The organism is Flaviramulus basaltis, assembly GCF_900114265.1.
Taxonomy (GTDB): domain Bacteria; phylum Bacteroidota; class Bacteroidia; order Flavobacteriales; family Flavobacteriaceae; genus Flaviramulus; species Flaviramulus basaltis.
Genome location: NZ_FPKV01000002.1, coordinates 507172 through 521658 on the forward strand (window position 1 = coordinate 507172; position 14487 = coordinate 521658).

Annotated in this window: 9 protein-coding genes; all 9 read right to left on the bottom strand. The window is 31.4% G+C overall.

Annotated elements, in window-relative coordinates:
• Nucleotides 1–57: 57 nt before the first annotated feature.
• Nucleotides 58–1611, bottom strand: a complete 1554-nt coding sequence (locus BT151_RS08860; protein ID WP_072401438.1) for an alpha-N-arabinofuranosidase — start codon at nt 1609–1611, stop codon at nt 58–60.
• Between the two features lie 292 nt (nt 1612–1903).
• Complete coding sequence (locus BT151_RS08865) at nt 1904–3556, bottom strand: sodium:solute symporter (protein ID WP_072401439.1); 1653 nt, start codon at nt 3554–3556, stop codon at nt 1904–1906.
• Nucleotides 3557–3603: 47 nt separating this feature from the next.
• Nucleotides 3604–4929, bottom strand: coding sequence for a xylose isomerase (xylA, locus tag BT151_RS08870; protein WP_072401440.1), 1326 nt, complete (start codon nt 4927–4929; stop codon nt 3604–3606).
• A gap of 15 nt (nt 4930–4944) precedes the next feature.
• The gene (locus BT151_RS08875) at nt 4945–6429 is read right to left on the bottom strand and encodes a xylulokinase (protein WP_072401441.1); all 1485 of its coding nucleotides are present in this window, start codon (nt 6427–6429) and stop codon (nt 4945–4947) included.
• A 4-nt stretch (nt 6430–6433) separates the two neighbouring features.
• Complete coding sequence (locus BT151_RS08880) at nt 6434–7435, bottom strand: GntR family transcriptional regulator (protein ID WP_072401442.1); 1002 nt, start codon at nt 7433–7435, stop codon at nt 6434–6436.
• Nucleotides 7436–7536: 101 nt separating this feature from the next.
• A complete protein-coding gene (locus tag BT151_RS08885) occupies nt 7537–9306 on the bottom strand; it encodes a glycoside hydrolase family 43 protein (RefSeq protein ID WP_072401443.1) in 1770 nt (589 codons plus the stop codon).
• A 6-nt stretch (nt 9307–9312) separates the two neighbouring features.
• Complete coding sequence (locus BT151_RS18475) at nt 9313–10350, bottom strand: glycoside hydrolase family 43 protein (protein ID WP_072401444.1); 1038 nt, start codon at nt 10348–10350, stop codon at nt 9313–9315.
• A 27-nt stretch (nt 10351–10377) separates the two neighbouring features.
• Nucleotides 10378–11811, bottom strand: a complete 1434-nt coding sequence (locus BT151_RS18480; RefSeq protein WP_072401445.1) for an MFS transporter — start codon at nt 11809–11811, stop codon at nt 10378–10380.
• Between the two features lie 34 nt (nt 11812–11845).
• Entirely contained in the window at nt 11846–14476 is a 2631-nt protein-coding gene (locus tag BT151_RS08900) for a glycosyl hydrolase 115 family protein (RefSeq protein WP_072402612.1), read from the bottom strand.
• Nucleotides 14477–14487: the final 11 nt, after the last annotated feature.

Genomic DNA, 14487 nt, shown 5'->3' on the forward strand with positions numbered 1-14487 from the left:
TTTAGACTTAACAAAAGTATAAATACAAAGTAAAACAAAAGAGATTTAATTTTTTTATTATTTCCCTTCAAAAACAATTAATGAGAATGCAGGAATAGTAACAATAATTTTACCATCTTCAACTTTAAAATCTGTAAAATTTTCAGGTTTTACTTTATCTGGATTTTCAAAAGTGTTATGGTCTTGAATTTTTTCTGATGCTAATATGGATGCAGAAATATCTTTTATATTATCAATGTTAATAATCACCTCATGAGCTTTAGTGGCATCAATATTAACTAAGGATATATGAGTGTTTTCATTTTTATCTTTTGAAGCAGAAACCGAAATGGTTGGAAGTTTTCTGTATTCAGGGTTATTATTTATTTCTGAAGGTAATAATGTAGCATCTTGATGTACTTTATACATATTCATAACATGATATGTTGGTGTTAAAATCATCTTTTCTTCATCTGTTAAAATAACTGCTTGCAATACATTAACAACCTGAGCTAAATTTGCCATTTTTACTCGCCTTGCGTGATTATTAAATGTATTTAAAACAGTTCCTGCTAACATGACATCTCGCATTGTATTTTGCTGAAAAAGCACACCATTAGCAACACTTGGTTCTGCATCATACCAACCTCCCCATTCATCAACAAAAAGTGCTATTTTATTTTCAGGATCATATTTGTCCATAATTTCAATATGTTTTGTAACATATTCTTCCATTTTTAAAGCTTCGTCCATGGTTTTAAAATAGACATCTTCATCAAAATTTACTGAAGGTCCTTTATCAACCCAGTCAAAAACAGCATAATCATGTAAAGCAACAGCTTCCATAAGTTCATGCGGAACGTTTTTCATTAAAGTTTCTGTCCAATGATAATCTGAATCTGTAGCTCCGGATGCAATTCTAAAAATTTTAGTATTTGTAGACCAACCAGCCATAAAGGTTGCATATTTTCTGTATAAATCTGCATAATACTCTGCAGTCATATTTCCTCCGCAACCCCAAGCCTCATTTCCAACTCCCCAGTATTTTACATTCCAAGGTTCTTCCCTTCCATTTTCTCTTCTCCAATCTGCCATAGGGCTTTTATCCGCATGGTTTGTGTATTGCACCCAATCTATTAGTTCTTGTACAGTACCACTACCAACATTTCCAGAAAGGTAAGGTTCTGCTCCTAAAACCTCACATAGATTTAAAAAATTGTGTGTTCCAAAACTATTATCCTCAGTAGTTCCGCCCCACCATCTATTAACAATTGTTGGTCTTTCTTCTTTTGGTCCAACACCATCTTTCCAATGATAGGTATCTGCAAAACAACCTCCAGGCCATCTTAAATTTGGTATTTGTAGCTCTTTTAAAGCTGCAATAATATCATTACGAACACCTTCTGTATTTGGAATAATCTTATTTTCTTCACCTACATATAAACCATTATAAATACAGCGTCCTAAATGTTCGGAAAAATGCCCATAAATATGTTTACTAATTGTGTCTGTTCCTTGAGTCTGAATATTAATAACTACTTTAGAATTATTGACTGTTTTCTCTTCATTTTTACAAGAAAAAAGAACTAGAATATTTAATGATAAAAAAAATAATTTAATAGAAATTTTCATAACAATATTTTAAAGTGTAAAATTAACACTTGTAAAAATACTAAATTATTTTATAAAAAAAGTAAAGAATATATGCCAATATATTTATAACAAAGATGACAAGATAATCTTAGTTATAAACTGCAAGATATTTGATTTTAATGCTTTTATAGGTTCAAAAAATATTTTAAAAAATTGTTTTAAGCTGTAAAAAGGTAAATCATTTTATTTACTTTTTACAGCTTAAAACAAAATTTCGCAACTACTATTTAAAATCCGTAATATGCTTATAAGTGTAATTATAAATTTTGCTTTAATTACTGAAATAGGTTAGCACAAATATTACTAAAATTATTAATACAACCGAAAGGACAACATCTATTTTATCAAAACTGTTTTTGTTTTCTAATTTTTGCTCTGGGGTAAGCGTACCAAAAGCTAATCCCTTTATAGTTTCATAATTAGGAGCTCGCGTAGCTAAACTAACTGAAACACATAAAATGACTGAGAAAATAAACATAAATATGGCCATATGTGCAAAATTTATTGTGGCAAAAGCATATAATGCTCCCGAAATTTCTTGTCCACCCGAAATTTGTGGCTGATAATATATCTCGGAGCCTAACCTTAAAATTAATAATACTAAACCTGCTAATAATGTAGTAATCGCAGCTTTGGAATTAACACGTTTCCAAATTATTCCTAATAGAAATACTGCCGTAACTGGAGGTGCTATATATGATTGTACATTTTGCAGGTATTGATACATAACGCCACCACCTATTTTTTCCATAATAGGAATCCATAAAATACCTAAAACCACAATAATACCTGTAGCAATTTTACCTACAGTTAATAACTCTTTTTCGGTTTTTTTAGGTTTTAATTTTTTGTAAATATCTATGGTAAAAATAGTAGAACATGAATTAAATACCGATGCTAAAGAACTCATTAATGCAGCCATTAATCCACCAGCAACTAATCCTTTTAAACCAACTGGCAATAATGTTTTAACCAACATAGGAAAAGCTCTATCTGCTTTTTCAACACCAAAAATTTCAGGATTTTGAATACTTAAAGCAAAAGCAATAATACCTGGTATTAAAAAAATTAAAATCGGTAATAATTTTAAATAAGCACCAAAAATAGCTCCTCTTCTACCAATTTTAATGTTATTGGCAGCAAGTGTTCTCTGCACAATATATTGATCTGTACACCAATACCAGACACCAACTATAGTTCCTCCAAACAATAACCCTGTCCAAGGAAAATCTGGATCATTCATTGGTCTCCACATATTAAAATGATCTGGACTAACAGACCTTACAGTTTCTTGTAACTGTCCCCAACCACCTACTTCTTGTAAACCCAAATAAGTTATTATTAGAGATCCTGCAATTAAGATAACAGTTTGTAAAGTTTCTGTATATATTACAGCTTTCATTCCTCCAACCACGGTATAAATACCTGTGAAAATTACAATGCCAATTGCACCATACCAAAATGGAATGCCTAATAATTCTGAAACTACAATTCCACCAGCATAAATAGTTACCGATACTTTTGTTAATACATATGCTACTAATGAGAAAAGAGATAAAAACCATCTAGATCTACTATCAAAACGTTTTTCTAAAAACTCAGGCATAGTAAATGCCCCACTTCTCATATAAAAAGGAAGAAATAACCAACCTAACAATAGTACAATCCAAGCATGCAACTCATAATGTGCCATTGGTGTTCCCGAAGCAAATCCTGTTCCTGCAAGACCAACAACATGCTCTGAACCTATATTTGAAGCAAAAATTGATGCTCCTATAACAAACCAACCTACATTACGACCAGCAAGAAAGTAATCTTCTGTGTTTTTGTTTTTTTGAAGCACAACCCATACTGCTATGGCTATTAAGGCTAAAAAATAAATACCGAGAACAACCCAGTCCAAGCTTTCTAAAACTGATTCCATAATGTAAATTGGTTTAGTTAGTTATTGTTTATTCTAATTTCAAATATTTAAATATACTGATTAATAATATTTTCAAATAATTCTTGTTTTCCACTTTGTAATTCTAATTCTCCATTTTCTTGAGCTATTTGATACAAATCTGAAAGACCTAATTTTCCATTTTCAAAATCTTTTCCTTTTCCTCCATCAAAAGAACTGTATCTTTTAGTTCTTAAAGCATCATATTGAGAATTTGAAATAATAGCATCAGCAGTAATTAAGGCTCTTGCAAACGTATCTGCTCCTCCAATATGTGCTAAGAATACATCTTCCATATCTGTAGAGTTCCTTCTTATTTTAGCATCAAAATTAACACCTCCACCTTGAAGTCCGCCTGCTTTCATAAACACTAACATGGCTTCAGTAGTTTCTTGAATGTTATTTGGGAATTGATCTGTATCCCATCCGTTTTGATAATCTCCACGGTTAGCATCTAAACTACCTAACATTCCTGCTCCTGCAGCAACTTCAATTTCATGTTGGAATGTATGTTGTGCTAAAGTTGCATGATTTACTTCAATATTCATTTTGAAATCATCTTGTAAACCATATTTGTTTAAGAATCCAATTGCTGTTGCAGAATCAAAATCATATTGATGCTTCATTGGTTCCATTGGTTTTGGCTCAATGAAGAAGTTTCCTTTAAAACCTTGTGCTCTTGCGTAATCGCGAGCCATAGTTAAAAACTGTCCCATGTGATCTAATTCACGGTTCATATCTGTATTTAATAAAGACATGTAACCTTCACGTCCTCCCCAAAACACATAGTTTTCACCATTTAATGCAATAGTTGCATCTAAAGCTAATTTTATTTGTCCGCCAGCACGTGCTAACACATTAAAATCAGGGTTTGTTGCAGCACCATTCATATAACGTGGGTTTGAAAAACAGTTAGCCGTTCCCCAAAGTAATTTAACGCCTGTTGCAGCTTGTTTTTCTTTTAAAACATCAACAATAGTTGCTAATCTTTTTTCAGATTCTGCAAAAGTAGCACCTTCACGTACTAAATCGTAATCATGAAAACAGTAGTAATCAAATCCCATTTTGGTAATAAATTCAAAAGCGGCATCTGCTTTTTCTTTTGCAGCATCAATAGCATCAGTTGGTTTATCCCAAGGAAAATTTTGAGTTCCAGGACCAAATGGATCTGCTCCTTGACCACAGAATGTATGCCAGTATGCTACTGAAAATTTAAACCAATCTTTCATTTTTTTTCCAGCTATAACCTGCTCTGGGTTATAGTATTTGAATGCTAAAGGATTATCAGATTCTTTTCCTTCAAACTTAATTTCGCCAATACCTTTAAAGTATTCTTTGTTTCCTATAAAAGTCATTTTTTACTTATTTAATTAGTTATTATATTTATTTTCTAAATCGTTTTTCCATAAATTATATGCATCCACATATATTTGTTTATCATTTAATGGATGATATGTTAATACCTGCTCATTATCTGAAAAGGCATCTTCTAAAGTTGTAAAATCTCCAAAAGCAACACCAGCAGCTCGCGCAGCACCAATAGCTCCAGTTGTATCAATAATATTTATTTCGGTTTCTACTAAAGTCGCTATTGTTTTTGAGAATATTTCTGAACGGAACAAATTATCATTACCTGCTCGCATTCCAGATAAATTAACGCCATCATTTTTTAAAATTTCAAGACCATAAACAAACGCAAAAGCAATACCTTCTAATGCTGCTCTAAATAAATGTGGACTTTGATGTTTATTAAAATTCAAATTCATGATGCTAGAACCATTGTTTGAATTATTCAACATACGTTCCGCTCCATTCCCGAAAGGAATAATTCTCAAACCATCAGAACCCACAGGAACTTGTGATGCTAATTCATTCATATCATTGTATGAATCGGTTGTAGCTATATGGTTTTTCATCCAACTGTATTGAATTCCTGCACCATTAATGTTTAAAAGCTTTCCTATTCTTGGTAAATCTTCGGTATAATTTACATGTGCAAAACTGTTAATTCGTACACTTTCTTTTGAATCTGTATTATCTGTTACAGCATACACAACACCACTTGTACCTCCTGTTGCTGCAATTTCTCCCGGATGAAGAACATTCAACGATAATGCATTATTTGGTTGATCTCCTGCTCTATATAAAACTGGAATTCCTTCTGGCAAACCTGTTTCTTCTGATGCTTTTTTGGTAACAGTTCCTTGGTTTGAGAACGTTGGAACAATGGTTGGAATTAAATCTGTGCTAATTCCTAAGTAATTAAACAACCAATCTGCAGGTTTATTTTGTTTAAAATCCCACATGATACCTTCAGATAAACCTGATATTGTTGTCGTTGCTTCGCCTGTAAGTTTTAAAGCAATATAATCTCCTGGTAATAAAAGTTTATCAATTTTTTCATAAACTTTAGGCTCATTTTCTTTTACCCATTTAAGTTTAGATAAAGTGAAATTTCCTGGAGAGTTTAATAAATTAGAAATACATTTTTCTTCTCCTACACCTTTAAATGTTTCATTTCCAATATTTACGGCTCTACTATCACACCATATTATTGATGGTCTTAATACATTGTGTTCTTTATCAACAACAACAAGTCCATGCATTTGGTAAGCAATACCAATTCCTTTAATTTGATTAGAATTTACACCCGCTTTTAAAAGTAATTTTTGTGTTACTTTACCAATATTTTTCCACCAAATTTCTGGTTCTTGTTCTGCCCAACTGGTTTCGACAGATATAATTGCCATTTCGGTTTCCGGGTAATTTGTAACACCTGCTGAACGGCCTGTTTTTGCATCAATTAAGGCTGCTTTAACTGATGAACTTCCTAAATCGTATCCAATATAATACATAGTTTTATAATGATTCTCTTAAAATTAGTTTTGTTGGTATATAATGTTGCATTGGTTTGTCGCTTGTAACAAATTCCGCTGCTTTAGTTCCTAATTCATTAAAATCTGTAGAAACTACAGAAATCCCTTTGTATATAAACTTCTTCATAGGCGTTTCATTGTAAGATAAAAATCCAACATCTTCTCCTGGCTCAAAATTTTTCTCTCTACATTCCTCTAAAAACCGTCCTAATATTGGGTCGTTTGTACTAATATATGCGATGCCTTTTTTAATTTCAAATTCATTGACATCAGTAATTATTTTATGTTTTAAATGATATTCACTGCAAAATTTAATAAAGAATGATATGGTCTCTGTAGGATGATTTGTATATGATGGATAAACAAAAACGATTTCTTTATATTTTTTTAATAGATAAAGACATTCTTTTAAAGCGTCATAAAAAGCTTTACCAAAATCTTGAAAAACATAATTATTTTTGGGATTAGAATGAATATTCCAATCTATTAATAAAAGTTTATCACTACTAATATTTGTTAAGATATCTGGAATGTTTTCGTCATCAAAATTCATAACAATGTACTTATAATACTTACCTACACTATTGTTAATTATTGTTTTAAAGTTATCAATATTGTAATGATGAAATTGAATATCAGCTATAAAATTATCAGGTAAATTTTTTATAAATGAATGATATAATACTTCTTTATAAGCCTTAAAAGTATCTAAAACTAATAAAACTTTTCTTGTTTCATTTGCAACATAATACCCTTTATTTGGTACAGATTCAATTACATTTTGATCTTTTAAAATAGAATAAGCTTTAAAAACAGTATCGCGAGATAATTGTGTTGTTTTACAAATAACATTTACTGATGGCAACACATCGCCTTGGTGCAAAATATTTTCTGCGATAGCATTGCTAATTGCATTTACTATTTGTAAATATTTAGGAACATCACTTTCGTGATTTATAGTTAGTAAAAATTCGCCTTTTTCCATCTAAATTAACTTTCACAAAACTCTAACCAAATCATGCTGTTCTGTTCCGGTCTGCTAAAGTAATAATTTTTTTAATTCAAAAAATAAAATGTCATAATTATTTAATTAAAATGACTATTAGAAGCATACATACCTAACATTGTTCCTACAAATCCTTTTGCTTCTTCTGTACTTAAATTAATGGCATCAATATTTTTTGCTAGTATGATCCAATTTTCATCTTTAGAAAGTTTAAAATAAAAGTCGTAATAACGAATATTACCTTCAATTTTTAAGAATAAATCATCTGTTTTGGATTTAATAACTTTAGAGGCTACTATTTCAGGTTTTCCTTCATTTTGTTTTAGAGCATTCCTTTCGACAAAAATCTCTACATCACCATCTTTATTTAATCTTTCTCCAATGAAGATATAATGATTTTCATTTTGAAAAGCAACTAAACCGGTAGTTTGTGATGTATTAGTTAATGAGAAATTCACCTTGGTAGATGCTTCAAACTTTTGATGTTGTTGACGTCTTACAATAAACGAAGAACTTGCTATTTCTTTTATATTTTCTTCTGCTAGTTTTAAATACAAATTATCATCCTGTAACTTATATATGCTATCCTTAGGATTTCTTAAAAACACCCATTTATAGTCTAATTTATCTGATGTAAAATCATCATTCCATTCAAAATTACCTGTAGTTGACGGAATTACTTCTAAACTCTCTGGCAAATTAGGTTTTTGGTGAGTAAATGGATGTGCTTCGTTTCCTTTTTCAAAAGTTGGCCAACCATCTTTCCATGTAACAGGAAGCATAAAAGTTTCGCGACCCGTATTATAATAATCAATTTCATAAGGGCGACACGCTAAATATACACCCCACCATTCACCGTTTTGAGTTTCAACAAAATCGACATGTCCTGTTGTTGAAATTTGGTTTGGTCGTTCTTTAGATAAATGACGTTGCGTTAAAATAGGGTTGTTTTCATAACTAACATAAGGACCTAGTACATTTTTACTTCTAAATACAACTTCTGAATGGTTGTATGACGTTCCTCCTTCTGCGCAAATTAGATAATAATAATTATCTTTTTTTAATATATGAGGCGCTTCAATCCAAACTGGCTTTTTAGCCATATCTGTTCCACCATTAACTAATAACTTTTGCTTAGATACTATTTTTTGGTTTTCTAAATCATATTCCCAAGTATAAATCGCTCTATGCCCGTCATGTTTTGTTTCATTATTAGGTGGCGGTCCGTTATGCGTGATGTATACTTTTCCATCATCATCAAAAAATATATCTGGATCTATACCATCGATTTCTGATAGCCAAATTGGGTTAGACCACTCTCCTGCTGGGTCTTTTGTAGTCACAATAAAATTACCACCTTGCTCTACATTAGTGCAAATCACATAAAACGTCCCGTTATTATAACGAATTGTTGGAGCAAACATTCCTCTGGAAACACCCATTTTGGAAAAATCGGCTTGTTCTTTTCTTGTAATAACATGCCCAATCTGTTTCCAGTTTACTAAATCTGAGCTTTTAAAAATTGGTAATCCAGGAAAATATGCAAATGAAGATGTTATTAAATAATAGTCATTCCCTACTCTACAAATACTTGGATCTGGATAAAAGCCAGCTAGTATTGGGTTATAATATTCGTTTTCTGATTTTTCAATTGTATTGAAAACATCGTCCTTTCCTTTATAATTAAACCAATCGAACTCTGCATATTCTTTATTCTCTGTAGTTTTTTCGTGCTGTTCTAATTCAGCTTTATTTTTGCAAGATGTGAAAAAAGAAAACACAATAATTACAGAAAGGTATAAAAACTGCTTTCCTTTTAAATTTAAACAATTGATGGATATTGTTTTCATTTTTGTCTATATTTTGTAAGGATTTAAAGTTTGAATACTTCCATCATCATTATACTTTATTTCTGCCACTTTTATTGAACGTAAATGTGTTATCCCTTTTGATAAACTAGAATCGTGATAGAATAAATACCATTTTCCTTCAACTTCACAAACTGAGTGATGAGATGTCCAACCAACAACAGGATTTAAAATACGGCCACCATAAGTAAAAGGTCCATAAGGACTATCACCAATAGCGTAACAGATAAAATGTGTGTCTCCTGTTGAGTATGAAAAGTAATATTTACCATTATATTTATGTAACCAAGCCGCTTCAAAGAAACGTCTGTCTTTATCTCCCTCTAATAATAAATCACCATTTTTATCTAAAATCTCAATCGCTTTTGGTTTCTCTGCAAACTCCAATAAATCATCTCTCATTTTTGCTACAAATGGTAATAAAGCTGGTTCATCATCATTTGGTAAATGTGCTGTTGGGCTTTCAGGTTGTTCTGCATTAAAAACGCCTTTTCTCCATCGTTGAAGTTGACCGCCCCAAATACCACCAAAATACATATAATAACTCCCATCTTCATCTTCAAAAACAGCAGGATCTATAGAAAAACTGTCTTTTATAGCTTCTGGTTGTGGTGTGAATGGTCCTGTTGGTGAATCACTAACAGCAACACCTATTCTAAAAATACCATCGTAACCTTTAGCTGGAAAATACAAATAATATTTTCCGTTTTTATGTGCTGCATCTGGTGCCCACATTTGTTTTTCTGCCCAAGCAACATCATCAACATGTAAGGCTACACCATTATCTATAGCTTCACTATTTACGTTATCCATAGAAATTACATGGTAATCTTCCATAGCGAAATGACTTCCTAAATCATCAAATGCTTCTCCTGCATCAACATCATGCGATGGGTAAATGTAAATTTTACCATTAAAATAATGTGCAGATGGATCTGCTGTATAAATATTCTTTACTAGGGGCTTTGAAATCGCTTTTTCGTTTAAAACATCAAAATCAATATGTTCAATACTATCTTCTGGCATAATGTCTTTTTTACTTTTTTTATTTTATTATAATCTTCTTATTTTTAATTCTGCTTCAATATCATTCTCCATATTTTTATTTATTTCATAGAAAAATAACAATACACAACCTATTAAAAATGGAATAGCAGGATAAATACTTACTAATAATTTTATCCCATGAATAGCAGTTTCAACTTGAATTTCTGCTTGTGGATGATAATCGTACAATCCTAAAATCCAAGTAAGAAGTGCTCCTCCAATTGTAAGTCCTAATTTTAAACCTACCATCATCGCAGAGAAAATTATACCTGTTGCTCTACGGTTGTTTTTCCATTCAGAAAAATCGGCAACATCAGCAATCATAGCCCATAATATAGGAATAGTAATTCCATAGAAGAAACCATGTAAAATTTGTGAAGCAAACATTAATTCTACAGACTTGGGTGAGAAGAAATAAAAGAAAATGATGAATAATGTTGATATGAATAAAAACAGTCTAAAAATATCTCTTTTCCCATACTTATCGGCTAATCGTTTTGATAATCCAATTCCAACAATCATAAAAATAATACCTCCAGCATTAAAGAGTCCAAAACCAGCAGATACTGGGTCTTCTCCAAAGAAATTAATTCCAATATTATTTAAAAAATCTAAAAACGGACTTATAAATGAGGTCAATTCATTAGCATCAACATAATTTTTAAAATAATATACATAAGAACCACCTTTCATAGCTAACGTAATGAATACTAATGTTGTTAATACCAACATAATAACCCAAGGCTTGTTTTTAGATAAATCTCCTAAATCCTCTTTTAGGCTAGATTTTTGTGCAGCAGTTGGTATAACACGTTCTTTTGTAGTTAAAAATGTAATAATCAACATAACGGTTCCTATAATTGCTAACCAAGTCATTACTTTTTCAATACCAATAGCTTTATCTCCACCACCAGCAGATTCTATAATTGGTAACATGAATACCTGTACAAAGAATTGAGCAAACATTACCGCCACAAAACGATATGCAGACATGCTATTACGCTCTTTCATATCTCCGGTAATTACACCACTTAAAGCAGAATAGGGAAGATTATTAGCCGCATATAACATTAATAAAAAAGTGTAAGTTACAGCAGCATATATTACTTTTCCTTTATAACTAAAATCTGGCGTACTAAAAGCCAATAATGCCACAACACCAAGAGGTACTGCAGTAAATAAAATCCAAGGTCTAAATTTACCCCATTTTGATACTGTTCTATCGGCAAGAGCTCCTATAATTGGATTAAAACCAAATGCTGCAACCAAACCAACGGTAAGCATAATTGCAGATGCATGGTTTGTATCAAGTCCGTAAATATCAGTATAGAAATAAGCTAAATAAGTAATTAATGTTTGAAAAACCAGATTAGCTGCTAGGTCGCCTAAGCTATACCCAATTTTTTCTTTAATTGATAGTTTTTGTGATTCTACACTCATTTTATTTTTATTTAGTTAGTTGTTGTTTTTATTATTATTCAGAAAAAGTACTTTCTGGTGGTCCAAAATAACTTTTAGGAATTCCTTTTTCGTTGGTTTCAATTACTATTTTTTGAAGTACTAAGCCTTCATCCATTCTATAATAATTTAAAGTATGGTTTCCAGCTTCATTAATATCAAAATCTGTGGTAACAATTTTAATATTATCAGATACATTATTATCCCAATTGCTTGGTACTTTCCCATTATAATTAAAAATTAAAGGGTCCGAATCATAATTTACTTGTGTTGGTTTTTCATCATCAAAAGACAAACCATAATACATACCTTCTCTAGTTGAATAATTAATAGTTGGAGAAAAATACGCATATACTTTTACTTTTCCTTTATTCTGAAAATAAACATTATAGGATAATTTAGGTGAGTTTTCATTTAACGCTACTCTACCTTCTTTTATAGGTAATGAAATGACCGATGAACCCGTTTTACCAAGATTCTCAACTACTTTCCATTGAAAAGGTTCTGGTTCTGTTTTACTTGAAAAATGATTTGCTTCAATTGAGATATAATTGTTACTTTCAACAAACCCCTTTGTTCCTGCTGGTATTACTGGTTTTATAATACTGTTTGAAACACTGACGTCTTCAACTATACTATCTTTATCATTATTCTTGTCTAACTCAACCTCAACAGTTTCTGGAATAATATTAAATCTTGGTTGCTGCCAGTTATTGTATCCAATATGGGTTTGCGACATAATGCCATTCCATTTTCCACCAGCTAATTCTTCGTGATAATATTTAGTTAGTAAAGAATCTTTTACATACAAGTCTTTTACTTTTTGAGCATATTCATTCGCTATTGGGTTTCCTTTTTCAGCGTATAATTTATTTTTTTCGGCAGCTATATATAATTCATTCAAATTTGCAGAGGCAACAATTGGATATTCAACTAAATGATAATATGCGTCGAGATATTCTTTTGGTAATTTTTCTTTAAATTCAATTGCTTTTTTCTCTAATGTTTTAAAATCAGCAAGCATATTATCAGCTTCATTAAAATCTGTTAAACTATATACTGGAATGTTAAGCAATTCATGTTTTCTGCGGGCGTTGTATTTGGTGTAGGTTTTAACCAAATCTCCAATTTCCTTAGCATATTCTTTTCCAAATTGTTGTTCTGACCATTCTGTATAATACTCTTGCAAATTATCGGCATTCCATTTATCTGGATCCCAAGCATAGTCTAAAAAGAAATTAATTGGAAATTCCATTGGTTTAATATCGCCAACATTTACTATCCAAATATCCTTAACATTATGCTCGTAAGCTAAATGCATTTGTTCCCAAACACGCTCAATTTGCGTGGTGTTTATCCATTTATAATTTCGTGGTCCTCCAACATAATCAAAATGATAATAAATACCGTAACCACCTTTTCTAGGTTCTGCATCTAAGGCTGGTAATTTTCTAATATTTCCCCAATTATCATCACATAATAAAAGCGTAACATCATCTGGAACTTGCATGCCTCTATCGTAATAATCTTGAACTTCTTTGTACAACGCCCAAAGTTGTGGTGTTTCTTCGGCAGGTTTTCCTGTAACATCGGCTATTATTTGGCGTTGGTCTTTTACAACTTTTTCTAAAGTTTCTATTGCGGTGTCTTCACTCATCGCTTCATCTCCATCACCACGCATGCCAACTGTTACCAGCGCTTCTTTATCGTCTAAACGTTCCATGGCTTCTGTCCAGAATTTTTTTAAGTTTTCTGGATTTGAATTATAATTCCACTCTCCTTCACCAAATTTCCCCCATTCTGCATGAGCTCTTGTTAATGGCTCGTGATGTGTTGTACCAATTACAACGCCATATTCATCTGCTAAAATGGAATTTTGAGCATCATCAACATAAAACATTCTTGGTTGCCACATAGCTGGCCATAAATAATTTCCTTTCATACGAAGGATTAACTCAAAAACGTGGTCGTAAAACTTTGCATTAAAACCACCAAATTTTGGGTAGACCCAATTGGTTAACGATGGTGCTTCATCATTAATAAAAATACCTCGATATTTTACTTTTGGAGTTCCTTTTGTGTGTGAACCGCGAGCAATAAAAACATTTTGCTTCTTTTTTACAGGAACATCACACCAGTAATATAGTGGTGAAACACCCATTTCTGAAGACATATCGAACATTCCAAAAATGGTTCCGCGTTTGTCACTTCCAACTATTACAAGGGCTTCATCGACTCCTTCAAAAGGATTTTTAATAGTTTCAATTAAAAAAGTTTCCCATTTTCCTTGAATTGATGAAACATCAAGTTTTTTATCGGCAATTAACTTATCTATTAATTTACTGCTACCAATTGTTCCAACTATAATTGCTGATTTACTTAAAGAAGATTCATCAATAATTATATCTGGTTTTATATTGGTAACTCGCTTAATATCTTCTTGAAACTTTTTTGCTATTTTTTGAACACCAACAAACTCATTATCACTTAAATAAATTGTTGTTGCCATTTTATTATTTACTACTGCAAAACCAGAATTTGTTTTAACGTAAGATTGTTGTTCTTCTAAATTTATTGATGAATTCGATTGGCAAGAAATGAACAATAATAGATTAAATACAAACAAAAGTGTTTTAGTTAATTTCATAATTTCTTTAG

What these genes read in the sequence shown, in the direction of transcription:
- BT151_RS08860 (WP_072401438.1), bottom strand. Translation starts at nt 1,611, where the DNA reads ATGAAAATTTCTATTAAATTATTTTTTTTATCATTAAATATTCTAGTT.
- BT151_RS08865 (WP_072401439.1), bottom strand. Translation starts at nt 3,556, where the DNA reads ATGGAATCAGTTTTAGAAAGCTTGGACTGGGTTGTTCTCGGTATTTAT.
- xylA (WP_072401440.1), bottom strand. Translation starts at nt 4,929, where the DNA reads ATGACTTTTATAGGAAACAAAGAATACTTTAAAGGTATTGGCGAAATT.
- BT151_RS08875 (WP_072401441.1), bottom strand. Translation starts at nt 6,429, where the DNA reads ATGTATTATATTGGATACGATTTAGGAAGTTCATCAGTTAAAGCAGCC.
- BT151_RS08880 (WP_072401442.1), bottom strand. Translation starts at nt 7,435, where the DNA reads ATGGAAAAAGGCGAATTTTTACTAACTATAAATCACGAAAGTGATGTT.
- BT151_RS08885 (WP_072401443.1), bottom strand. Translation starts at nt 9,306, where the DNA reads ATGAAAACAATATCCATCAATTGTTTAAATTTAAAAGGAAAGCAGTTT.
- BT151_RS18475 (WP_072401444.1), bottom strand. Translation starts at nt 10,350, where the DNA reads ATGCCAGAAGATAGTATTGAACATATTGATTTTGATGTTTTAAACGAA.
- BT151_RS18480 (WP_072401445.1), bottom strand. Translation starts at nt 11,811, where the DNA reads ATGAGTGTAGAATCACAAAAACTATCAATTAAAGAAAAAATTGGGTAT.
- BT151_RS08900 (WP_072402612.1), bottom strand. Translation starts at nt 14,476, where the DNA reads ATGAAATTAACTAAAACACTTTTGTTTGTATTTAATCTATTATTGTTC.